The sequence below is a fragment of the Domibacillus enclensis genome, assembly GCF_900156125.1.
GTDB classification, from domain to species: domain Bacteria; phylum Bacillota; class Bacilli; order Bacillales; family Domibacillaceae; genus Domibacillus; species Domibacillus enclensis.
This window is the reverse complement of record NZ_FTLX01000003.1, coordinates 224,042-247,294: the sequence shown is the minus strand read 5'-3', so window position 1 is coordinate 247,294 and position 23,253 is coordinate 224,042. Positions and strand designations below refer to the sequence as shown.

The 23,253-nt window shown below is 48.5% G+C and carries 26 protein-coding genes; 1 reads left to right on the top strand and 25 read right to left on the bottom strand.

Features of this window, described 5'->3' with window-relative positions; genetic code table 11:
- Positions 1–8: 8 nt before the first annotated feature.
- The 9 genes from rnc to BW952_RS07940 form a co-directional block, all read right to left on the bottom strand.
- Complete coding sequence (rnc, locus tag BW952_RS07980) at positions 9–743, bottom strand: ribonuclease III (RefSeq protein WP_045850122.1); 735 nt, start codon at positions 741–743, stop codon at positions 9–11.
- A 151-nt stretch (positions 744–894) separates the two neighbouring features.
- On the bottom strand, positions 895–1,128 hold the full coding sequence (gene acpP / locus BW952_RS07975) for an acyl carrier protein (protein WP_045850123.1): 234 nt from the start codon (positions 1,126–1,128) through the stop codon (positions 895–897).
- 59 nt (positions 1,129–1,187) lie between these two features.
- Positions 1,188–1,931 (bottom strand): 3-oxoacyl-[acyl-carrier-protein] reductase, encoded by a 744-nt coding sequence (fabG, locus tag BW952_RS07970; protein ID WP_045850124.1) that lies wholly within the window; start codon positions 1,929–1,931, stop codon positions 1,188–1,190.
- On the bottom strand, positions 1,928–2,875 hold the full coding sequence (gene fabD / locus BW952_RS07965) for an ACP S-malonyltransferase (RefSeq protein WP_045850176.1): 948 nt from the start codon (positions 2,873–2,875) through the stop codon (positions 1,928–1,930). Before fabD ends, fabG begins: the two co-directional genes overlap by 4 nt.
- An 8-nt stretch (positions 2,876–2,883) precedes the next feature.
- Complete coding sequence (gene plsX, locus BW952_RS07960) at positions 2,884–3,876, bottom strand: phosphate acyltransferase PlsX (protein WP_045850125.1); 993 nt, start codon at positions 3,874–3,876, stop codon at positions 2,884–2,886.
- Positions 3,860–4,450 (bottom strand): transcription factor FapR, encoded by a 591-nt coding sequence (gene fapR / locus BW952_RS07955; RefSeq protein WP_045850126.1) that lies wholly within the window; start codon positions 4,448–4,450, stop codon positions 3,860–3,862. The genes plsX and fapR overlap by 17 nt, the downstream gene beginning before the upstream one ends.
- 88 nt (positions 4,451–4,538) lie before the next feature.
- Positions 4,539–6,584, bottom strand: a complete 2,046-nt coding sequence (gene recG, locus BW952_RS07950; protein ID WP_045850127.1) for an ATP-dependent DNA helicase RecG — start codon at positions 6,582–6,584, stop codon at positions 4,539–4,541.
- A gap of 64 nt (positions 6,585–6,648) precedes the next feature.
- Positions 6,649–8,325 (bottom strand): DAK2 domain-containing protein, encoded by a 1,677-nt coding sequence (locus BW952_RS07945; RefSeq protein WP_045850128.1) that lies wholly within the window; start codon positions 8,323–8,325, stop codon positions 6,649–6,651.
- A gap of 18 nt (positions 8,326–8,343) precedes the next feature.
- Entirely contained in the window at positions 8,344–8,706 is a 363-nt protein-coding gene (locus BW952_RS07940; RefSeq protein WP_045850129.1) for an Asp23/Gls24 family envelope stress response protein, read from the bottom strand.
- Positions 8,707–8,929: 223 nt separating this feature from the next.
- On the opposite strand from BW952_RS07940, the gene rpmB reads away from it, so the two are divergent.
- Positions 8,930–9,118 carry a 50S ribosomal protein L28 gene (gene rpmB / locus BW952_RS07935; protein ID WP_045850130.1) on the top strand — a complete coding sequence of 63 codons (189 nt, stop codon included), beginning with the start codon at positions 8,930–8,932 and terminating at the stop codon, positions 9,116–9,118.
- 49 nt (positions 9,119–9,167) lie between these two features.
- Here rpmB and spoVM read toward each other — a convergent pair whose 3' ends face one another.
- The 16 genes from spoVM to BW952_RS07855 all read right to left on the bottom strand — a co-directional run bounded on the left by spoVM (position 9,168) and on the right by BW952_RS07855 (position 23,108).
- Positions 9,168–9,251 (bottom strand): stage V sporulation protein SpoVM, encoded by an 84-nt coding sequence (gene spoVM, locus BW952_RS19870; RefSeq protein WP_045850131.1) that lies wholly within the window; start codon positions 9,249–9,251, stop codon positions 9,168–9,170.
- A complete protein-coding gene (locus BW952_RS07925) occupies positions 9,248–9,901 on the bottom strand; it encodes a thiamine diphosphokinase (protein WP_045850132.1) in 654 nt (217 codons plus the stop codon). The genes spoVM and BW952_RS07925 overlap by 4 nt, the downstream gene beginning before the upstream one ends.
- A complete protein-coding gene (gene rpe, locus BW952_RS07920) occupies positions 9,898–10,557 on the bottom strand; it encodes a ribulose-phosphate 3-epimerase (RefSeq protein ID WP_045850133.1) in 660 nt (219 codons plus the stop codon). Before rpe ends, BW952_RS07925 begins: the two co-directional genes overlap by 4 nt.
- Before the next feature lie 3 nt (positions 10,558–10,560).
- On the bottom strand, positions 10,561–11,436 hold the full coding sequence (gene rsgA / locus BW952_RS07915; RefSeq protein WP_045850134.1) for a ribosome small subunit-dependent GTPase A: 876 nt from the start codon (positions 11,434–11,436) through the stop codon (positions 10,561–10,563).
- Positions 11,437–11,447: 11 nt separating this feature from the next.
- Positions 11,448–13,388, bottom strand: coding sequence for a Stk1 family PASTA domain-containing Ser/Thr kinase (gene pknB, locus BW952_RS07910; protein WP_045850135.1), 1,941 nt, complete (start codon positions 13,386–13,388; stop codon positions 11,448–11,450).
- A 4-nt stretch (positions 13,389–13,392) separates the two neighbouring features.
- A complete protein-coding gene (locus BW952_RS07905) occupies positions 13,393–14,145 on the bottom strand; it encodes a Stp1/IreP family PP2C-type Ser/Thr phosphatase (protein ID WP_045850136.1) in 753 nt (250 codons plus the stop codon).
- Between the two features lie 4 nt (positions 14,146–14,149).
- Complete coding sequence (rlmN, locus tag BW952_RS07900) at positions 14,150–15,229, bottom strand: dual-specificity RNA methyltransferase RlmN (protein ID WP_045850137.1); 1,080 nt, start codon at positions 15,227–15,229, stop codon at positions 14,150–14,152.
- On the bottom strand, positions 15,230–16,555 hold the full coding sequence (gene rsmB, locus BW952_RS07895; RefSeq protein ID WP_045850138.1) for a 16S rRNA (cytosine(967)-C(5))-methyltransferase RsmB: 1,326 nt from the start codon (positions 16,553–16,555) through the stop codon (positions 15,230–15,232).
- Positions 16,542–17,498 (bottom strand): methionyl-tRNA formyltransferase, encoded by a 957-nt coding sequence (fmt, locus tag BW952_RS07890; protein WP_045850139.1) that lies wholly within the window; start codon positions 17,496–17,498, stop codon positions 16,542–16,544. Before fmt ends, rsmB begins: the two co-directional genes overlap by 14 nt.
- A complete protein-coding gene (gene def / locus BW952_RS07885) occupies positions 17,495–17,980 on the bottom strand; it encodes a peptide deformylase (protein ID WP_045850140.1) in 486 nt (161 codons plus the stop codon). Before def ends, fmt begins: the two co-directional genes overlap by 4 nt.
- A 14-nt stretch (positions 17,981–17,994) precedes the next feature.
- Positions 17,995–20,391: a primosomal protein N' gene (gene priA, locus BW952_RS07880; RefSeq protein ID WP_045850141.1), complete on the bottom strand. Its 2,397-nt coding sequence runs from the start codon at positions 20,389–20,391 to the stop codon at positions 17,995–17,997.
- A complete protein-coding gene (gene coaBC, locus BW952_RS07875; protein ID WP_045850177.1) occupies positions 20,388–21,596 on the bottom strand; it encodes a bifunctional phosphopantothenoylcysteine decarboxylase/phosphopantothenate--cysteine ligase CoaBC in 1,209 nt (402 codons plus the stop codon). The genes priA and coaBC overlap by 4 nt, the downstream gene beginning before the upstream one ends.
- 98 nt (positions 21,597–21,694) lie before the next feature.
- Positions 21,695–21,922 (bottom strand): DNA-directed RNA polymerase subunit omega, encoded by a 228-nt coding sequence (gene rpoZ / locus BW952_RS07870; RefSeq protein WP_045850142.1) that lies wholly within the window; start codon positions 21,920–21,922, stop codon positions 21,695–21,697.
- Positions 21,922–22,539: a guanylate kinase gene (gene gmk / locus BW952_RS07865; protein WP_045850143.1), complete on the bottom strand. Its 618-nt coding sequence runs from the start codon at positions 22,537–22,539 to the stop codon at positions 21,922–21,924. Before gmk ends, rpoZ begins: the two co-directional genes overlap by 1 nt.
- Before the next feature lie 5 nt (positions 22,540–22,544).
- Positions 22,545–22,805 carry an extracellular matrix/biofilm regulator RemA gene (gene remA, locus BW952_RS07860; RefSeq protein ID WP_045850144.1) on the bottom strand — a complete coding sequence of 87 codons (261 nt, stop codon included), beginning with the start codon at positions 22,803–22,805 and terminating at the stop codon, positions 22,545–22,547.
- Between the two features lie 54 nt (positions 22,806–22,859).
- The gene (locus BW952_RS07855) at positions 22,860–23,108 is read right to left on the bottom strand and encodes a hypothetical protein (RefSeq protein WP_045850145.1); all 249 of its coding nucleotides are present in this window, start codon (positions 23,106–23,108) and stop codon (positions 22,860–22,862) included.
- Positions 23,109–23,253 lie beyond the last annotated feature (145 nt).

The window sequence follows — 23,253 nt, the reverse complement described above, 5'->3', positions numbered from 1 at the left end:
CCTGTCTTCTACTTCGATTCTTTAACGTGCTCCAGAGCCATTCGGGCTGCAAATTGCTCGGCTTCCTTTTTCGAACGGCCGCTTCCTGTTCCAAGGACCGCCCCGTTCAGTGATACTTCTGTAATAAACTCTTTGTTATGCGCCGGACCTTTTTCTTCTAAAATCCGGTAAGACGGTGCGCCTTTTAATTCACGCTGAACATACTCCTGCAGCTGGCTTTTAAAGTCCATGACGTGCGAAAAAGCACCCGCGCTGATTTTCGGAAAAACGGCGTTCTCCAAAAATGGAAGAACTGCTTCCATTCCCTGATCCAAATAAAGCGCGCCGATGTATGCTTCAAATACGTCTGCCAGCAGGGCCGGACGCAACCTTCCGCCAGTCATTTCTTCGCCTTTTCCGAGTAAAATAAGCTTGCCGAATTGAAGCTCATTTGCAAATGTCACAAGCGATGGCTCACAAACAACCGCAGCCCGGAGCTTTGTCAGTTCTCCTTCCGACATAACCGGATAGGTTTTGTATAAAAACTGTGACACCGTCAGCTCTAATACAGCGTCGCCTAAAAACTCAAGACGCTCATTGTCCTCATATGGCTTTCTGCGATGTTCGTTTACATATGACGAATGGGTAAATGCTTGTTTTAACAATGATTCATTTTGAAAGCGAACGCCCATCTTCTCCTGAAACTCTTTAAATTCATTGTTTTTCCGTTCAGAATAGCGCTGCTCCCGGTTTGTTTTTTTCATCCTCGTTCCTCCGCAATGATAAAATGCACACAAAAATAGTTTAGCCCAAAAAAAGGCATAGCGCAAAACAATTAAAAGCGCAGTGGTTCTGCGCTTGTTCATAAAATTGAAAAAGCAGATCCGATTAAACGGATCTGCCCCAAAAGGACGATTAGTTTTTGCTGTTTATGTACGTTACAGCGTCGCCTACCGTCGTAATATTTTCCGCGTCATCATCGGAAATTTCCATATCGAATTCATCCTCAAGCTCCATAACAAGCTCAACAACGTCCAAAGAATCCGCACCAAGATCTTCCTTGAATTTTGCATCAAGGTTGATTTGTGATTCTTCCACGCCAAGACGATCCACGATAATTTTTGTTACACGTTCTAATACATCTGCCACTATGATTCACCTCCCCTCAAGTATTATAGACGAAACACCGTGCCAAAACACGCTTTTTCTTACATCGCCATGCCGCCGTCTACCCCGAGCACTTGTCCGGTAATGTATTTCGCACCGTCACTTGCCAAAAAGGCCGCTGAAGCCGCGATATCCGCTGTTTCACCTAATGCGCCGAGTGGAATTTGCGTAAGAAGCTGTTCTTTTGCTTCTGCCGGCAGTTCATCTGTCATGTCCGTCGCAATAAAGCCGGGTGCAATGGCATTGACTGTAATGCCGCGCGGTGCAAGCTCACGTGCGGACGCTTTTGTTAAGCCGATCACGCCCGCTTTAGCGGCTGTATAGTTTGCCTGGCCTGCATTTCCGATCCGGCCGACAACCGAAGAAATGTTAATGATCCGGCCGCTTCTTTGCTTCATCATCTGGCGTGTGACCGCTTTTGTGCAAAGGAACACACCTTTTAAATTCGTGTCAATCACGTCATCCCATTCCTGTTCCTTCATGCGCATCAGCAAGTTGTCACGCGTGATGCCCGCATTGTTCACTAGAATATCAAGGCGCCCGAACTGCTCGACCGTTTCTTTCACCATCGCTGACACAGCATCGCTGTCTGATATGTCACATTGAACGATAAAGGAGCGGCGGCCCATCGATTGAATTTCGTCTGCCACTTCCTTTGCTTTTTGCTCGCTGCCGGCAAAGTTCACGGCAACATCGGCGCCAAGGCGCGCAAGCTCAAGAGCAATTGCTTTGCCGATTCCGCGTGAGGCGCCCGTCACAAGCGCTGTTTTTCCTGTTAAATTCATTGTCCATCCTCCTTGATCGCAGCCGCTGCTTTCACAATCGATTCTTCATCACTGATGGCAAATGTGCGAACGCGGCGGTTTACTTTTTTAATCAAACCGGACAGCACCGTGCCGGGTCCAATTTCAACAAACGTATCAACACCCGCATCAAGCAGCGTTTGAATGCTGTCTTCCCAAAGAACAGGGGAATAAAGCTGCTTCACCAGGTTTTCTTTGATCGACTCGGCATCCTGCACCGGCTTGGCGTCCACATTGGCGATCACCGGCACATGGCTTGACTGCACATTCGCTTCCTGAAGCACAGAGCGCAATTTTTCAGCTGCCGGCTTCATTAACGGCGAGTGAAACGGACCGCTGACATTTAACGGAATCACCCGTTTAGCCCCTTTTTCCTTAAGCTGTTCAGATGCCCGCTCCACTCCTTCTTTCGAACCGGAAATGACGATTTGGCCAGGGCAGTTAAAATTCGCTGCCGCGACAACATCCCCTTCATCCGAAATGCGTGAGACGATTTCTTCCAGCGCAGCTCGGTCCATGCCGAGAACAGCCGCCATGGCACCCTGACCTGCAGGGACAGCTTCTTCCATTAAATTGCCGCGCTGGTGAACTGCCCAGACGGCTTCCTCATATGTAATCGCTCCAGCTGCTGTAAGGGCTGAGTATTCACCGAGACTGTGTCCCGCTGTGTAATCCGGCTTAATGCCTTCTTCTTCAAACCGTTTAAGCACGGCCATGCTTGCCGCAAGCAGTGCCGGCTGCGCATTTGATGTTAACGTTAGTTTATCTTCAGGGCCGTTAAACATCAGATCGGTTAACGAGTACCCCAGTTTTTCATCTGCTTTTTGCAGCATTTCTTGAATGGACAGGTGCTGATCAGCAAGCGACTTTCCCATGCCGACTGTCTGGGAACCCTGTCCCGGAAAAACAAACGCGATTTTCCCCATTACTTTCGTCATTCCTTTCCACTGGCAATTTGTGATTGAATGATGGCTGGCACATTCGCCTGTGCCATTTTATGAGCCTGCTCAATCGCATGATAAAACGCATTGGCATCAGACGAGCCGTGCGCTTTAATAACAGGCGCCCTTAAGCCGAAAAGACCGGCACCGCCATATTCAGCGTAATCCATCTTGTTTTTTAAGCCGCGCAGCTCGTCTTTTAAAAGCAACGCGCCTATTTTTGATTTTGCGGATGCCGTCAGGGCGGTTTTCAGCATCGAAAAAATGGACAGCGCGCTGCCTTCGATCGTTTTCAGCACCATATTCCCGGTAAATCCATCCGTGACGACAACATCCGCCACGCCATTCAGGAGCTCTCTTGATTCAACATTTCCAATGAAGTGAAGATCCGGTGCATCGCTTAACAGTTTGTATGCCGCTTTTGTTAAATCATTGCCCTTTTTCTCTTCGGTTCCAATGTTTAAAAGTCCGACTCGCGGCTTTTCGATTCCCCGAACCTTTTCTGCGTAAACCGAACCCATCACCGCATACTGGAGCAAATGCTCTGGCTTTGCATCCGAATTCGCTCCAGCGTCCAGCATGACAAAGCCAGCTCCGTCCACTGTCGGAAACGTCGGCGCTAAAGCGGGCCGCTCAACGCCTTCAATCCGGCCGACAACGAATAACCCGGCTGCCATTAAAGCCCCTGTATTTCCTGCTGACACACAGGCGGCGGCTTGTTGGTCTGCAACCGCCTGTGCCATCATCACTAAAGAAGAGTCCTTTTTTCGGCGGACGGCACGAACCGGCTCGTCTGTGCCGAGAATCACATCCGGCGCGTGCACTATTTCTGCCCGGGCGCTTTCTTCGAGCAGCGGTGCAATTTTGGCCTGATCGCCAAAAATGAGCAGCTCTAAATCCGGCATATCTTTTAAGGCACGGTTCACACCGGCGATGATTTGCTCCGGTGCGTGGTCGCCGCCCATTGCATCAATTGCGAGCTTCATGTTTTTCCCCCTTTTCTGAAGAAGGTGCACGGAACATCGTGAACTCACCACGGAACACGAGGTCGCTGCCGACAAAGCTTGACACAACGACAGTGGTCCATCCTTTTTCAGATCCTGTTACTTTCGCTTTTGCGATCACACGGCTGCCTTCTTTCACGGGCTGTGTGAACTTAATTTCCGCTTTTCCCGTTAACGCCATTTCATCATTGATCACAGCGACCGCGAGTGAATTGGCCTGAGCAAATAAATGATGGCCCCGTGCAATTCCGTTGCGTGTAAACACATGCTCTTTTTTCACATCAAAAAGAGAAATGGCGCTGCTGTCCAGCTCAATGTCAATAATATCACCGATCACTTCTTCAATGGGCAAAGACCGCACTTCATCCTGCATGTTTTTTTCCGCTACATATTTAATGCGCTCACGGAGCTCTGGAATCGACAGCTCCATTCGGTCAAGCCGAATCGTTTGAACGCTTACGTTAAATTCCTGCGCCAGCTCTTCATCCGTAACAAACGGGTTTTCCTGTATTGTCAGCTGCAGCCGTTCCTGCCGCTCTTTTTTTGATTTCCTCATCTTTCATCCCACCATCCGATATTAGGACTAGGTACTAAAAATCAGTATAAAGTGAACAAAAAAAGAATGCAAGAGTTAACTTGCATTCTTAGTCGAGCTTTTCGCCAGCCAGAACGCCGGAGTTGGTGAGCATCGACCGGAGATGAACGTACTCACTGTCTGTCCAAAAGGCCGGATCATTGATCAGCTCCTTCGCATCCTCGCGTGCCGTTTCAAGCGCCCGGTAGTCGTGCACCATATCGGCCATTTTAAATTCAGGCAGCCCGCTTTGCTTCCGGCCGAAGAAATCACCGGGACCGCGCAGCTCCAAATCCTTTTCACTTAACACAAATCCATCGTTCGTTTCTGTCATCGCCGTCATCCGCTCTTTTCCGGCTTCCGACTTCGGATCGGCAATCAGCATGCAGTACGACTGCTCTGTCCCGCGTCCCACACGCCCGCGCAGCTGATGCAGCTGTGACAGGCCAAACCGCTCGGCATCATAAATGATCATTACCGTTGCATTCGGCACATTTACACCGACTTCCACAACGGTCGTGGACACCAGGACATTCAATTCGTTCGAGCTGAAGGCTTTCATCACCTGATCCTTTTCCTCGCTGTTCAAGCGTCCGTGCATAAGCCCGACAGAAAAGGACCCATGGAAATGATTGGTAAGCTGTGCATGAACATCCAGCGCATTTTGAAAATCGAGCTTTTCCGATTCTTCGATGAGCGGGCAAATCACATACGCCTGGCGTCCTTTTTGAAGTTCTTTTTCCGTGAAATCCAGCACCCGCCCGAGCATTTCTTTTTTTGCCCAATATGTTTCGATCGCTTTGCGCCCGGCAGGCATCTCATTAATAATCGATACGTCCATTTCGCCAAAAACAGTGATGGCAAGCGTTCGCGGAATCGGGGTCGCTGTCATAAACAAAACATCCGGGTTTTCACCCTTTGAGCGAAGAACACGACGCTGATTCACACCAAACCGGTGCTGTTCATCGGTGATCACAAGACCGAGCTTTTGAAAAACAACGTCATCCTGAATGAGCGCATGCGTGCCGATTAAAATATCAATCTCACCCGCTTCAAGCGCTTCAAGCAGCGCTTTTCGCTTTTTGCCTTTCACGGTTCCGGTCAGCAGCGCGGTCGTTAAGCCAAAAGGAGCCAGCATGTCATGCAAAGACTGCGCGTGCTGCTCAGCCAAAATCTCGGTCGGTACCATTAAAGCCCCCTGATAGCCGGCGGTGACGGACGCATAAAGCGCCAGCGTCGCAACAGCTGTTTTTCCGCTGCCAACGTCCCCTTGCAGCAGCCGGTTCATCCGGTACGGGGATTTCATGTCTGCGCAAATGTCATTCACTGCTTTTTTTTGCGCACCGGTTAATTCAAATGGCAGCGAGTCAATAAGGCTCTTTAATTTGGCAAGGTCATACTTTTGCACAATGCCGCCTGACTGCTCTCTAATTGTTTTACGCAACGCTTGCATTTTCAGCTGAAAATAAAAAAATTCTTCATAGACAAACCGGCGTCTCGCCTGCTTCATTTCATCATGGGAATGGGGAAAATGCAGCGCCCGGATTGCTTCTTTTCGTTCCATTAACCGGTATTGTTGGATGAGGCGGGTGGGCAGCGTTTCTTCGATAAACTGGCCGTACAGCTCAATGGCCTGTTTTACGAGCTTTCGAAACGGTTTTAGAGGGATGGCGTTGCGGAGCAAATAGACGGCTTCAAAATCACTGCCCCGTGAATAAGCACCTGCTTCAAGCAGCTGACCAGATACAGCAAGGCGGTGGCGGTCCCATTTTCCGGTTACCGTTACCGTTTCGCCAATCGCCGCTTTTTTCTTTAAATACGGCTGGTTGAAAAAGGTGACGTTGATCAAATGAGGACCCGACAGCATTTTAAACGTAAGCCGTGACTTTTTCTTTCCATAGTACATGACCGATGGTTCTGTTTGGACGGTCCCTTCGATCGTCACTTTTTCATCGTGCGCTGCTTCTTCCGGGCTCTTCAGCCGCATGTCATCATAGCGGGCCGGAACAAATTCCATCAGGTCGCCAACGGTCATCACTCCAATCGCAGCAAGCGACTCAACCGTCTCCTTGCCCGCACCCTTTAACACGCTAACCGGCTGATCAAGCTCCATCATGATGATTCCCCCTTTCTTTTAAATAAAATAAGAAAAAAGAGAGAGAAAAGGTCCTCTCTCTTTTTTACTCAATCGAAAAAATAAATGGATAAAGCGGCTGCTTGCCGTCGTGAATTTCGACTTCTGCGTCCGGATATTCCGCTTCGATAAAGGCGGTTACCTGCTCGACCGATTCTTCGGATGCTTCTTCTCCGTAAATGACCGTCACAATCTCTGACTCCTCATCCAGCAATGATTGAAGAAGTTCTTTAGCTGCTTCGACTTTCTCGGTGTGGGTAACGACGATTTTGCCTTCTGCTAGACCCATAAAGTCATTCTTTTTAATATCAATGCCATCGATCGTTGTGTCACGGACAGCGTGCGTCACCTGGCCTGTTTTCACCTGGGCAGAAGCAGAGGCCATAGCCGAACGGTTTGCATCCTCTGTTCCATCCGGATTAAAGGCGATTAACGCCGCAAGCCCCTGCGGCACGGTTTTTGTTGCAATGACGGAAACGCTTGATCCTGTCACTTCAGCTGCCTGCTCTGCGGCCATGATAATGTTTTTATTATTAGGCAGGACAAATACGTGCTCAGCGTGACAGTCATCAATGGCCTTTACAATATCTTCTGTTGATGGATTCATCGTTTGACCGCCCTCGATCACTGCGGTTGCGCCAATACTTGTAAACAACTCTGCTACGCCTGAGCCCATGGCAACGGCTACCACACCATATTTTGCTTTTTCAGCAGGCTTCCGTCGTGATACTGCAGGCTGCGAAGAAGATCCTGTAATCGCGCTGTGCTGCTCGCGCATGTTTTCAATTTTCATATTAATTAAGCTGCCGTATTTCTGGCCAACTGTTAACACATCACCGGGATGCTCAGCATGAATATGCACCTTGGCGATCTCGTCATCCGAAATGACCAGCAGGGAATCCCCGAATGTGCTTAATTCATGGCGGAACTGATCCTCAGAAAATGGGTGCTGCGACAGTTTATCCTCTTCGAATTTCACCATAAATTCCGTACAGTAGCCAAATTCAATATCTTCCGTATTCATAAAGCTTTGAATTGATTTATGATGCTCTGCACTGACAAGATCCGTCATATCCTGGCGGGTTGAGAGCGCTGCCGGAAGTTCTTCTCCCTTTAGCTCTGCCAGAAAACCTTCATATACAAGCAAAAGGCCCTGTCCGCCGCTGTCCACCACGCCGACTTCTTTTAAAACAGGCAAAAGATCAGGCGTCCGGTTTAATGAAGCCTGTCCTTCTTTCACAAAAGCTTCCATCACAGCAATCACATCGGTTTCTTTTTGAGAAACGGCGACTGCTTTTTTCGCAGCATCTTTTGCGACTGTTAAAATGGTTCCTTCCACCGGCTTCATCACCGCTTTATAGGCGGTTTGCACACCGGCTTCAAAAGCAGCAGCCAGCTCAAATGCGGATACTTCCTGCTTTTGGGCAATGGCTTTTGAAAAACCGCGGAACAGCTGCGATAAAATGACGCCTGAATTTCCGCGCGCGCCCATTAACAGCCCCTTCGACAGCGCTTCCGCTGTTTTGCCGAAGTGTGTCTGCTTTGATGCTTCTGTTTCCTTTGCTCCTGATGTCATCGATAAATTCATATTCGTGCCCGTGTCCCCGTCCGGAACAGGAAACACATTCAGCGCATCGACCATGTCTGCATTTGCTGATAAATGCTGCGCACCCGCCTGAACCATCCTGGCGAAGCGCAGCCCGTCCAATGAAGTCATACCCACAAAAATTTCCTCCTCATACTACGGGTTTGTAACCCGTACGCCCTGTACAAAAATATTAACGGAATCGACCGATAATCCGACCGTTTGATTAAGCGTATATTTTACTTTTGACTGCACGTTGCTTGCCACTTCAGAAATCTTTGTCCCGTAGCTGACAATGATGTACATATCAATAAAAATGCGATCATCTTCCTGACGAACGATCACACCACGCGTGAAATTTTCACGGCCCAAGATTTCAGCAATACCGTCTTTCAGCTGTTTTTTCGAGGCCATGCCGACAATACCATAGCAGTCCACTGCCGCACCGCCCGCAATCATGGCGATCACTTCATTTGAAATATCAATTTGACCGAGCTCTGTCGTTAATTCAATCGTCACAAAAAATCCTCCTCGCCATTCAAACTACACTCATTTTACTATATTTCTATATAACTTCACAACTGCACAAGCAGAATGGCCTTTCTTTTCACTGTCAAGTGATTTTTCTTGAAAGACTTCTTCAAAGCTGTTGCATTCATTTGTTGAGTGTGATAAATTATTTAAGTGTCTTGCACATAAAAACGTAGACAATGATGATCCTCAATAGTAAGGAGTGAATACAATGCCAAAAAAATGTGTTATCTCTGGCCGTAAAGCACGTACTGGGAACAACCGCTCTCACGCGATGAATTCAAGTAAACGTACATGGGGCGCTAACCTTCAAAAGGTTCGTATCCTCGTTGACGGTAAACCAAAACGTGTTTGGGTTTCTGCCCGCGCACTTAAATCTGGAAAAGTTGAACGCGTTTAATTTTTCCGTTCATAAAAAAGCACCCGTGCCAGCCGGCACCGGTGCTTTTTTATTTTCTTTTTTTTCCGGCGGACAGCACAACCCGGATCATGCCTCCCACAAACTTCGGCAGCTTTAGCGTATAAAATTTCAACGGCTTCTCCTCCCGTCACGGCTTCTTATCATCATTAATATGCCGGAACGAAACGAAAAGACCCCCTTTTTTTCGAGGAGTTCGTTGCTGACACACCGGGAGGAGCCTTGTTGGACGGTGTAATCAGCCAGTGGATATTTAAATCCTTCCAGCGTAAGCCCTTCTACTTTTTCACCTGCTGCAAAAAAAGAAACAAACGGCAACGCTTCATCTTGAACAATTTCTGTAGTGCCCGGAAAATGAACAGAAATTTCATTTTGCTTATCCACAATATAAACGGGGCAGGGAAGCTCTGCTTTAAGCAATAACGTGACCGCCCCGAAAAAATGGTCCAGCCGACCACCCGTTGCCCCGTATATGTATATAGCCTCCGGCTGATGAACCACTGCTTTGCTTAAGGCGATTTCCAGGTCTGTTTCATTCTTTTCAGAAGGAAATTGAACATGATCCGGCACAGCTTCCGAAATTCGAAGCCATTCCTCCCTGGACACCGAATCAAAATCACCAACCGCAGCAGTCGGCGTAATACCCCGGTTCAGTAAATACAAGGCACCGCGGTCTACTCCGATCCATTGCTCCTCGTTCGAGGCGTGTGTCACAAGGTCAGGGATTTCGTTTTCGGGTCCGCCAGCCACAATATGACTGATCACGCTTCTTCAGCAGCAGCACGAATAGCTGCAATGGCTGATGCCCGGTCCTTTTCGTTGTAAATGGCTGATCCTGCGACCAGTACGTTCGCACCCGCCTGAGCACAGATTCTGGCAATTTCCGGGTTCACGCCCCCGTCCACTTCAATATCCACATCCACTCCTGCTGTTGTTACCATTTCCCGCACACGCCGAATTTTCGGCACAACGGCCTCGATAAAGGACTGTCCGCCGAAACCTGGATTCACGGTCATAAGCAAAACCATATCAATGTCCTGGATGACGTATTCCAGCACGTCTGCTGGTGTAGAAGGGTTCAACACGACTCCCGCTTTGATGCCGTATGAACGGATCAGCTGAATCGTCCGGTGCAGGTGCGGACACGCTTCCGCGTGCACGGTAATAATATCTGCCCCCGCTTTGGCAAAAGCTTCAATGTATGCATCCGGATTGCTGATCATTAAATGAACGTCGAGCGGAAGATCCGTCACCGGACGGACTGCTTCCACAATAAGCGGACCAATCGTAATGTTCGGCACGAAATGACCGTCCATCACATCCACATGTATATAATCCGCTCCGCCCATTTCCACATCTTTTATTTCCTCACCAAGACGTGCAAAATCAGCGGATAAAATAGAAGGAGCAATTTTAATCATTCATTAATACCTCGGCTTTCTTTCTTTAATTTCCTCGATAAACTGAAGATAATGGTCGTACCGGTAAGAAGGAATTTCGTCCTTTTCAACTGCCTGCTTAACGGCACACTTTGGTTCATTTAAATGAATGCAGCCGCGAAACTTGCAGGCAGCACTGCGTTCGGCCATTTCTGGAAAGCAGTCTGACAAGTCTTCTACTTCTATCCCGTCAAAATCAAGAGAGCTGAAGCCCGGTGTATCGGCTACAAGTCCGCCTGACAGGGGAATGAGCTCGACATGGCGGGTCGTGTGCTTTCCTCGTCCGAGCGAAGAAGAAATTTCATCTGTTTTCAACTCCAGCTCAGGTCGAATGGCATTTAAAAGCGATGATTTCCCTACGCCGGACTGCCCAGCAAACACCGATGTTTTGCCAGCCAAATAATCCTCAAGCGCAACTAAGCCTTCCATTTTTTCAGAAGAGGTTTCCACGACGGTGTAGCCGATCGTCCGGTAATCCTCCATAAACGCTTGCAGCCCTTTAGAATCCTCTACTAAATCCATTTTGGTCACACAAATGACCGGCTCAACGTTTTTCGATTCAATCAGCACTAGAAAACGGTCAAGCAGCATCGTGCTGAACGTTGGCTCCAGGGCGGAAAAAACAAGGACAGCCTGATCGATATTCGAAATAGGCGGTCTGACCAGTTCGTTTTTACGGTCGCCAATCGACAGAATATAGCCTTCCTTGTCATTTTCCGCTTCATATTCCACATAGTCGCCGACAAGAGGGGTGATGTTCCGCTTGCGGAAAACCCCTCTGCCCCGGCACTGGATCAAGTCTTCGCCGTCCAGTACGTAATAAAACCCGCTTAACGCCTTTATAATTTTGCCTTCTGGCATGAAGCACCACCTTATTCAGATTCCGAATTTGTTTCTTCCGGGTACTGCACGATTTCATCCATAATGACGACCTGGTCGCGCATTACCTTGTATCCTGCTTTTGTGTCTTTTTCAATCGTCATATCAATCGTTCTTTCTGTTTCCTCGGTAATCAAAAACTTTTCATACGGTTCGGTCATACTGTGCGCAGCATCTTCGAGGTAGATTTGAACCTCCTGCGGCTCCCCTTCCACTTCTGGATCGTACGGAATGACGATTTCCACTGTCACTTCTGCAGTCGGAATTTCTTCCGGGCCTTTTGAAAGGGTTACGTCAATCGTGCTGCCTGGTTCAACTTCAGTCCCGGCACCGGGCGTCTGGCCCATTACTTGTCCGGCAGGCACTGAATCTGAATATTCCTCGCTTGAAATGTTGACAATGATGCCGTTTGAATCCGCATAATCCTCGAGGCTTTTTTCGGTATAGCCTGAAAGATCTTTTAAATCGATATTGGCGAGACCGGCACTGACCGTTAATTCCACGCCTGTTTCTTCCGGAATGACCTGCTCATCCGGATTCGGGCTTTGTTCGAGCACCGTGCCTGCTTCGCTAACATCATGGATCATTTCCACTTCCACATCACGGAAACCGGCTTCCTCGAGCAGCTCCCTCGTTTCCTCAAGCGTCTTCCCTGTATAGTCAGCCATCGGCTTGCGTTCTTTTCCAGCTGATACAAACAAGTCAATTTCCGTGCCTTCCTTCACCGTAGCCCCTGCTTCAGGCGCTGTACGGATGACCTTTCCCTCTTCTACATCTGCACTCGTTTCTTCATCCGAGTCTCCTACAATCAGCCCCGCATTAATGAGTGAGGTGGCAGCTGCTTCCGGGCTTGCGCCATTTGTTTCTGGAACTTCTACATCCTTCGGGGTTGTCGCAGCTGTCCAGATCATGGCTCCCGCAACGCTCAAAGCGATAAGCAGCAGCAAAATCCATGGCCATTTTCTTTTTTTCTTTTTTGGTTCCGGTTCTGGATTCTTTTTCACTGGAGAAACCGGCTCCAATCGTTCTGGCGGCTTTGCCGGAATAACGGGTATCGCTTTGGTCATTTCGTCGTCATCGTCCGGTATCGCAAACTTTTCTTCGTGCTGACGGTGAGGGGCAAGCGCCGTGGAAAGATCGTCTTCCATTTCTTCCGCACTCATATACCGATGAAACGGGTCTTTCGCTGTTGCATGAAGAACGATATTTTCGATGCTTTGCGGAATCCCGGGATAAAGCTGCCTGACCGATGGTGTATCGGTCTGCAAATGCTTTAATGCAATGGACACAGCTGACTCTCCCGAAAACGGAAGGCTTCCGGTCAGCAGCTCGTACATGACAATGCCGAGCGCATATATATCGGACTTTTTAGTCGCCATGCCGCCTCTCGCCTGCTCGGGTGAAATGTAATGAACCGAGCCGAGAACGGCATTGGTCTGGGTAATCGACGTGGCACTCATCGCCATCGCGATCCCGAAGTCGGTCATTTTCACGGTTCCATCCCGGTCGATCAGCATATTATGCGGCTTTACATCCCGGTGGATAATGGAATGCTGATGCGCAAATGCAACGGCATTGGTCATTTGCCTCATAATGTCGATTACTTTTTCAAAAGGAACCGGTGAAAATTGCTGAATGTACTCTTTCAGTGTCATACCGTCCACATATTCCATGACGATAAAATGAATATTGTCCTCTTCCCCAACGTCGTAAATGCTGACAATATTCGGGTGCGCCAGACTTGAAGCAGCCTGTGCCTCTCGCTGAAAACGGCGTAAAAATTCGTCTTCGCCTGCGAAATCAAACCGGAGTACTTTAATGGCGACATCGCGGTCTAAAATCATGTCTCTAGCTAAATACACATGTGCCATGCCGCCGCCGCCAATCGTTCGAACGATTTTATAACGGCCGCTTAAGCTTTTGCCGATTAACATGCATTCACCCGCTTCCGCTTTCGGCCCCGTGTCCGAGAATGACGACCGTAATATTATCTTCGCCGCCATTCTGATTGGCCATACGAATGAGTGTATCCGCTTTTTCTTCAAGAGGTTCTGCCGAGTGCAAAATATGGCTCATATCAGCAGGGGTTACTTTATTGGACAGACCGTCCGAGCAAAGAAGCAGAACGTCACCCGGTTCAAACATTACGGTTCGATAATCAACCGTCACCTGCTCATCTGTTCCGAGAGCACGAGTCAGCACATTTTTTCTCGGATGAACTTCAGCTGCTTCTTTTGTAATTTCACCTGATTTCACCAGTTCATTCACAAGAGAATGATCGTCCGTTACTTGCGTAAAACCGTCTTCGCTTTGCAAATAGCACCGGCTGTCGCCGATGCTTGCAATGGTGCAAAATTTTTCTGTACATAAGGCTGCGACAAGCGTCGTGCCCATGCCGCTGCATTCCGGATGTTCAACGGCATGCTGAAGAATGGTGGCGTTAATCATCGGAATAACCGATCTAAGCCAGTTGACTGCTTCATCTGGCGATTGAATGTGTGCGGCTGTTTCTGCCCACTCCTTCTCAAACGTTTCAATCGTCATCCTGCTGGCAATATCCCCGGCATTATGTCCGCCCATTCCGTCGGCCACAACAGCCAGGCACAAACGCCCTTCGTGATGAAATACGCCGCCACTGTCTTCATTATGCGACCGGATCCGGCCCCGGTCCGTTCGAAACACTGCGTTCATGTGGTCACCTCGTCTCGCCGGCACGCTCTTTCGCACGAAGCTGTCCACATGCCGCGTCAATATCTGTTCCCTGCTCGCGACGAATGGTCGCATTTACACCATTTTTCTTTAATGTTTTTTCAAATTCAAAAATTTTATTACGCGGCGTTCTGACGTAATCACGCTCCGGCACATAGTTCACCGGGATTAAGTTCACATGGCATTTGATTCCTTTAATAAGCGCAGCCAGCTCTTCCGCATGCGCGGTGGAATCATTTTCACCGCCGAACAAGCCATATTCAAACGTAATGCGCCGGCCTGTTTTTTCAGTGTAATAACGAATGGATTCCATTAAATCCTTCAATTTGTAAGCACGATTGATCGGCATAAGCTTCGTCCGCAGTTCATCGTTCGGTGCATGCAAAGAAACAGCAAAATTAATTTGTGTTTTTTCATCTGCAAACTTGTAAATTTTCGGCACAATTCCGCTCGTAGAAACGGTAATGTGACGGGCGCCGATGTTGAGCCCTTTTTCATGATTAATAATATGAAGGAACGACATCATTTCCTCGTAATTGTCGAACGGCTCGCCAATGCCCATGATGACGACAGAGCTGACCCGCTCGTTCACTTCATCAAGCGCCTGCTGCACCTTCACAACCTGCGCAACAATTTCACCTGCTTCAAGATTCCGTTTTAAGCCGCCGAGTGTGGAGGCACAAAACGTACAGCCGATCCGGCAGCCGACCTGTGTTGTGACACAAATCGAATTTCCGTATTCATGGCGCATAAGCACCGTTTCAATGGAATACCCATCGTGCAGTTCAAATAAAAACTTAATCGTTCCATCTGTTGACTCCTGCTGAATCGCTGTTTTCAAAACGGTGAAGATAAACGCTTCATCCAGCTTCGTCCGCAGTTCTTTTGATAAATTCGTCATGTCATCGACCGTTTTGGCCCGTTTCACATAAAGCCAGTCAAAAATTTGATCGGCCCGGAACGGCTTTTCTCCATTGTCTGAAAGCCACTGTTTTAGTTCTTCTAGCTCCAGTGAATAAATCGATGGCTTCTGTGGCTCCGTTTGCTTCTTACGTGCTGTTGTCATTTAATTTATTTCCTTCTTTCTAAATTTACTAATAAAAAATCCGTCCCCGCCAAAATCATCCGGGAACACCTGAATCATTGATTTCTCTGGCATGATGGCAATATGTTCAAGCGGCACCGGTTCAAACTCCGGATGTGCAGTTAAAAAAGCATGTACCGTGCCTTCGTTTTCTTCTTTGTCCACTGTACACGTACTGTATACAAGCACGCCGTTTTCCTTTAAAAGAGGGGCTGCCGCATCTAAAATCGACAGCTGAATCCGCTGAAGATTTTGAAGATCCTGCTCTGTTTTTGCATATTTCAAATCCGGCTTTCGGCGAATGACGCCAAGACCTGAGCAAGGGGCATCCACTAAAATCGCATCAAATGTTTCCTTTTCAAAAACCTCACCTGCTTTGCGAGCATCCTGCTTTTGAACATGAATATTACGAAGGCCCAGCCGTTCGGCATTTTGCGCAACGAGCTTTAATTTATGCTCATGAATATCTAGTGCATCAATACGCCCTTCTCCGTTCATCTGCTCAGCAAGATGAGCGGTTTTGCCCCCAGGTGCTGAACACATATCAAGCACCCGCTGGCCAGGAAGCGCTCCAACAACCGGTGCAACCAGCATGGAGCTTTCATCCTGAATCGAAATGAAGCCATGTTTATACAGGTCCGATCGTGCCGCATTTCCTTTTAACAGCCGAATGGCCGCTTTCGATGTATTGGCGATTTCCGCTTCAAATCCTTCTTCTGAAAGGGCCGCTACCGCCGCTTCACGATCGATTTTCAGCGTATTCACACGAACAGTCTGCTCCGGTGCCGTTAAATTGTGCCGGCACATCGCTTCCGTTCTCTCAATGCCATAGGCCTTGGTCCAGCGCTCAACAAGCCAGTGTGGATGGCTCGTTTCGACTGAAATTCGCTCCACTTCATTCTTTATGGCTTTTGTATCGGGCACCCCTTCCCGCTGAATGGATCTTAATACGCCATTGACCATGCCGGCAATTCCTTTATGGCCGCGCTTTTTAGCAATATTCACTGCTTCATGAATAACCGCACGCTCCGGCACTTTATCCAAATACACCATTTGATACAAGGATAGTCGAAGTAAATTATGCACCCACCGCTCCGGCTTTTTTTTCAAAAAGGGGGCCAGGTAATAATCAAGTGTCAGCTTCCGCTGAATGGTCCCATACGTGATTTCCGTGAGAAGTCCTGCATCCCGTCCTGTGATGTTGTTTTTTTCAATTGCATTATTCAGCATCAGATTGCTGTACGACCCGCTTTTTTCGACGGCATCAATCAATTCCAGTGCTGCTTCGCGTACATTAACTGTTTTCATTTTTGTCTCCAAATACCGCCCCGGCTTGAAGCGATGCACCCGAGCCGCGTAAATAATCGCGCGCTGTCATCCGCTTTTTGCCCGCAGGCTGCAGTTCCGTTATTTTTAAAGCGGTGTCCGTCCCCGTCGCAACGATCATTCCATCTTCTTGTATAGAAAGAATCGTGCCTGGTACGCCCGTTTTACCGTTCACTTTTTCACATTTCCATACCTTTACGACCGATCCAGCCAGTGTCGTATACGCGACGGGCCACGGGCAAAGTCCCCGAACTTGATTGTACAGCTCCTCACCCGGACGGTTCCAGATGATCTGCTCATCTGAACGCCGGATGTTCGGCGCGAACGTAGCCTTTGCTTCGTCCTGCGGCGTGCGTGAAGCCGACCCGTTTAAAAGGGCGGGAATGGTTTCAGACAAAAGCGTTGCCCCGGTCATGCTTAATTTGTCATGAAGCGTCCCGGTATTGTCTTCTTCTTCAATGGTCACAGCCGCCTGTGAAATAATATCTCCAGCATCTAATTTCTCCGCCATATACATAATCGTTATGCCTGTTTCTTTTTTACCTTGCAGGATCGAGTAATGGATCGGTGCGCCGCCACGAAGCTCCGGCAAAAGAGAAGCGTGCACGTTAATGCAGCCAAACTTCGGTGCTTCAAGCAGGTCATTCGGCAGCAGCTGCCCGTATGCTGCTGTCACAAGTAAATCCGGCGCAAGCGCGATAATTTGCGCCAGCTCGTCCGATTTCGACAGCTTTTCCGGCTGGTACACCGGGATGCCGTGCTTTACGGCTGCTGCTTTTACAGGCGGCGGTGTCAGCACTTTTTTACGGCCAACCGGACGATCCGGCTGCGTCACAACGGCCAGCACATCATATCCGTCGTTTAAAAGCGTTTCAAGAACAGGTACAGAAAAATCCGGTGTTCCCATGAAAACAATCCTTGTCATTCCGCACTCATCCTTTCCAATTCTTCCGCAGAATAGTATTTTTCCACTTTTGTTGTAAACAGGACGCCGTCCAGATGGTCCATTTCATGTAAAATCGCCCGGGCTAAAAATCCTTCTGCCTGAAGCGTATAGAATTGTCCTTTGACATTTTGCGCTTTTATGTGAATTCGGTTCGGCCGTGTGACCTCTCCGTACAGCTCTGGAAAGCTCAAGCAGCCCTCCACATCCGTTTGTGTGCCTTCTGATGTGATCAGTTCAGGATTGATTAAGACAATAAGCCCATGGTCGTCTTCAATATCGACAACCGCCACTCGCTGATCCACTCCAACCTGCGGCGCTGCAAGCCCGACGCCGTCTGCTTCGATCATCGTTTCGTTCATATCGCGTACGAGACGCTTTAATTTACTGTCAAACACCGTGACTGGCTGGCATTTTGTTTCTAAGATGGCCGCCGGATGTTTCACAATGGATAAAATCGACATGTTGTTCCTTCTTTCTACATTAATACATACGGATGAATATCAACCGATACCATCAATCCGTTTGATTTTCCTTGTTTAGCATAGTGCTCGAGTACATGTTTTAACGTCTCACCAAGCTTTGGTTCCCGTTTGTATTTTATCAGACATTGCCAGCGATATCTATTGTTGATCCTTGAAATCGGTGAAGCGACCGGTCCGAGAATGACCGCAGCAGGCGATAGCTCTGGCTTTATATTCGCCACAATTTTTGCCGCTTCAGCCGAAGCGACAATCGCTTCCTCGTGACTGACGGTAATAAGAGCTAAATAATAAAACGGCGGGTAGCCGCCCATTTTTCTTGTCATCATTTCCTGTTCGTAAAAAGCTCCATAATGCTGATCTGCTGCCAGCTGGATGCTGTAGTGCTCAGGCGTATATGTTTGAATCACGACCTCACCCGGCAGCTGGTGGCGTCCGGCTCTGCCGCTGACCTGGGTAAGCAGCTGAAAGGTTTTCTCTGACGCACGAAAATCCGGCAGGTGCAGCATTGTATCCGCGCTCAGCACGCCGACAAGCGTAATATCCGGAAAATCAAGCCCTTTAGCAATCATTTGCGTGCCCAGCAATATATCCGCTTCCTTATTGCCAAATTGCTTCAGCAGACGTTCATGGGCCCCTTTTGTACCGGTCGTATCAACGTCCATTCGAATAATTCGCGCTTCCGGCAGCAGCTTCAAAAGCTCTTCCTCTACTTTTTGAGTGCCGGTGCCGAAATGGCGGATATGCTCGCTTTGGCATTCCGGGCACTTGTCAGGAGCTGTATCTTCATGCCCGCAATAATGGCACTTCAGCTGATGCCGGTGCCGGTGATACGTCATGGACACATCGCAGTTCGGGCATTCCGGAACAAATCCGCAGTCACGGCACATGATAAAAGACGAATAACCACGCTTGTTTAAAAACAGCACGGCTTGTTCTCCTTTTTCAATGCGGTCTTTTATTTTTTCAAATAAATCTCGTGAAAACATTGAACGGTTGCCTTCCCGCAGTTCTTCCCGCATATCAATAATATCGACTGTCGGCAGCGGGCGGTCATTTACCCGCTGATCCAATGTTAACAAGGTGTATACGCCCTTTTGCGCTCTTGCATAAGACTCAAGGGAAGGCGTGGCACTTCCAAGAATAACAGGGCAGCTGTAAAATTGGGCACGGCGGATCGCGACATCTCTCGCATGATACCGCGGATTTTCCTCCTGCTTATAGCTCGTTTCATGCTCCTCGTCAATAATAATGAGGCCGATGTTTTCAAAAGGCGCAAACACCGCCGACCGGGCTCCCACCACTACTTTTACTTCCTTGCGGCTGATTTTCCGCCACTCATCATATTTTTCACCGGTGGACAGACCACTGTGGAGAACGGCTACCTCGCTGCCGAACCGCTTTTTAAAACGGTCAGTCATTTGCGGTGTCAAGGAAATCTCCGGAACGAGAACGATCGCTTCTTTTCCCTTCGCCAGCACCTCGCTGATGGACTGCAGGTAGATTTCCGTTTTGCCGCTGCCGGTCACACCGTGCAGCAAAAAGGGCTGTGCCGCTGCTTCATGAATCTTTTCTAAAATCGGGTTGATCGCTTTCTGCTGGATATCCGTCAGCAGCAGCGGCTGATCGGGTGTAAAGGTCCTTCCCGCCAATGGATCCCTGTATACTTCTTCCTGCTTTTCAGTGACATATTCTTTTTGAATGATCGCTCTGGCGACAGCGGAAGAAATGCCGGTTTCATGCAGCGGCAGCCACTCGCCTTCTTTCCCGCAAAATGTCTGGAGCGCTTCCTTCTGCTTGATCGCATTTTTCGGCATCGATTGAATGACTTCCTGCAGCTTTGCCTCGGGCAGCACACATTTCACCATTCTGACGGTTTTTTTTCGGCCCTTGCTCCGCACAGCATAGATAACATCAAGGGAACCGTCCTTCACCCCTTTTCGTACATCTGGAAGCAATCCTGCTTCTGACGCTTCTTCCCACGGAGCTTCTTCCCGTCCGTTTAAAAACGTCTGCATTTGGGGAGAAAGCGGTGCCTCACCTGTTGTCCGAATATGCTTGGAATACTTTGCTTTCATCGCAGCGGGTAGCATCACCTGCAATGCAGAGATTTTAAAGCATAATGATTCTTTTGTCAGCCAGTCTGCCAGCATCAGCAGCTCTTCATTCAAAACCGGCACGATATCCATCGGCTCCACGATCGGTTTCAGCTTCCGGCTTTCCGGTTCCTCCTTTACGCTCAGCACAAAGCCTTGAACGTGTCTCGGTCCAAACGGCACGATCACACGCATGCCCGGCTGAATGACCTCTCGCCACATGTCTGGTATCGAGTAGTCAAACGGACGATCTGTTTGTCTGACGGCGACATCGACGATCACAGATGCAATGTTCATTTTCCTTCACCAATCTGTGCGGCCGCTTCTTTTAAAAGCGCTTGAGCCGCTTGTTTTTTTGTCATTTTGTCAAAATGCTGCTGGGATCCGTCACGGTGATAGAGCGTAATAATGTTCGTGTCGCCGCCAAATCCGGCGCCTTCCTGGCTTACATTGTTCGCCACAATCATATCGGCATTTTTAGACGTCAGCTTTTGTTTTGCATACTGCTCCACATCATTCGTTTCCGCCGCAAACCCGATTAAAAATTGGTGTGTTTTCTTTTCACCAAGCTCTTTTAAAATGTCCTTTGTTCGTTCGAGCTCAATCGTTAACGAGCCATCCTGTTTTTTCATTTTATGCGCATGTACCTGCTTCGGACGGTAATCTGCAACAGCCGCTGTTTTCACGACAACGTCCGCGCCCTCATACTCCTTCATCACAGCCTCATACATTTCTTCTGCGGTTTCTACTCTTTGCACACTTACGCCTGCTGGCGCTTGAATGACAACAGGCCCTGAGATAAGCGTCACATCGGCGCCCATCTCATATGCAGCCTCAGCAATCGCATAGCCCATTTTTCCTGAAGAATGATTCGTGAAAAAGCGAACCGGGTCAACGGCTTCTCTTGTCGGCCCTGCCGTGACTACAATACGCTTTCCGTCCAGCGGTTGATCTGCCTGCTGCTCTTGAAAAAAGTCAGCCACAAGCGCGGCGATGACTTCCGGTTCCTCCAGCCGCCCTTTCCCTGTATAGCCGCAGGCCAAATAGCCTTCTCCTGGTTCAATAAAGCGGCAGCCGTATGCCTTTAAGGTGTCCATGTTTTTTTGGACAGCGGGATGATGATACATATTGACATTCATAGCGGGTGCTACCCATCTAGGTGCCGTTCCAGCTAAAAGGACCGTTGATACCATATCATCTGCAATGCCATGTGCCATTTTGGCGATCATATTCGCCGTCGCCGGAGCCACAATCACAAGGTCCGCCCAATCCGCGATGTCGATGTGCGCAATCTTTCCGGCTTCCGGCTCTTCAAATGTGTCGGTATACACAGGCTCACCTGACAGTGCTTGAAACGTCACAGGGGAGACAAACGCTTGAGCAGATTCTGTCATCACAACCTTTACCCTTGCACCCGCTTGCTTTAGCTTGCTCGTTAAAGCGGCAACTTTGTAAACCGCAATGCCGCCGCTGACACAAAGCAAAATATTTTTCCCATTCATCTGTTTTTCCTCCGTTCCGGTCAAATCAATTCTGTCATTATGATAGCACATAAAAAAGAAAAGGACGGTGTTCGCCGCCCTTCCCCTTTTGTTCTTATTTACACTTCATCTGAGTACGTTTTGTTGGCATCTTTCTTTTGCATCACAAGCTCATCCGCATAAATTTCTTCAAGCGCCTTGCCGACAAATTTGTGCGACTGATACGTATCCAGCGCACCTTTTCCTTTGTTTTCCTGCATAAAGCGTGCGCGTTTTGCCGCTACGCTGACTAATGAGTATTTAGAGTCGATTTTAGTAAGTAAGTTATCAATTGATGGATATAGCATTATTGTTCCCCTTCCAGCATAATTTGGTATCGGTGCTGCACGCGTTCACGGCGGCAATGCTCCGCTTCAACGATCGACTGGATGCGGGAGCAAGCCAAGTCCACTTCGTCATTTTCAACGACATAATCGTATAAATTCATCATGTCGATTTCTTTGCGCGCCTGATCCATCCGTCCGCGAATGACGTCATCGGTTTCAGTGCCGCGGCCGATAATCCGGCTGTGCAGCTCTGACAGGCTTGGCGGGGCAAGGAAAATAAACAGGCCTTCCGGAAACTTTTCGCGAACCTGACGTGCACCCTCCACTTCAATTTCAAGAAAAATATCCGTTCCGGCGTCCAGTGTTTCACGCACATAATCAACCGGTGTCCCGTAATAGTTCCCGACAAATTCCGCCCATTCAAGGAGCTTGCCTTCTTTGATCAGCTGTTCAAATTCCGTCCGGGATTTGAAAAAATAATCAACGCCGTCCACTTCGCCTTCACGCGGCTTCCGGGTTGTCATGGAAATCGAATAATCGAACTTCACATCTTCTCTTGAAAAAATTGCTTTTCGCACTGTTCCTTTTCCGACACCAGATGGTCCGGATAAAACAATCAGCAAGCCTTTTTCTTTCACTTACGTCACAATCCTTCCTCTGCTTCCTCATCTTTCAGTGATGCGCGCCCCGCAACCGTCTCCGGCTGGATGGCCGATAAAATAATGTGGTGGCTGTCCGTCACAATCACTGCACGCGTACGGCGGCCAAACGTCGCATCCACAAGATTTCCTTTTTCGCGCGACTCCTGAACGAGCCGTTTAATTGGCGCCGACTCCGGGCTGACAACCGCCACAATGCGTTCTGCCGAGACAACACTGCCAAATCCGATATTGATTAACTGCATCGCCTGATCCCCTTTGTCACCATTCGTCCATTTTTGCACACTCTTGCTATTATATCATATCTCTTGCTTTTCCTGCTTAAGAAAAGTGAGAACCTCTTCTTTTTCTTCAAGTGGCCTTGTATATCCCAGCTCCATTTTCATTTTTTCTGTTTCAAGCAAATAGTTTTCTTGCTTTAGCTTTTCCAATTCGATCTGTTCTTTTACAATTTTGTGCTGGATTTTTGACTGGCTTCTCCTATGAGACGTGACAATTGCTACAAGCGGGATGGAAAAGATCATTATAACCGAAACTAAGTCCGTCATCTCGTTCCTCTTTTCTTCTATTAGTTTGTCAAATTAAGTATACAGCACATTCCCTTTTGAAAAAAGGCACGTCCTTCATTTTACGGAAACTGCTGGCCCATGGTAAGATGAAACAATATGTTCGTTTAAAAAGGGAGTATGGATA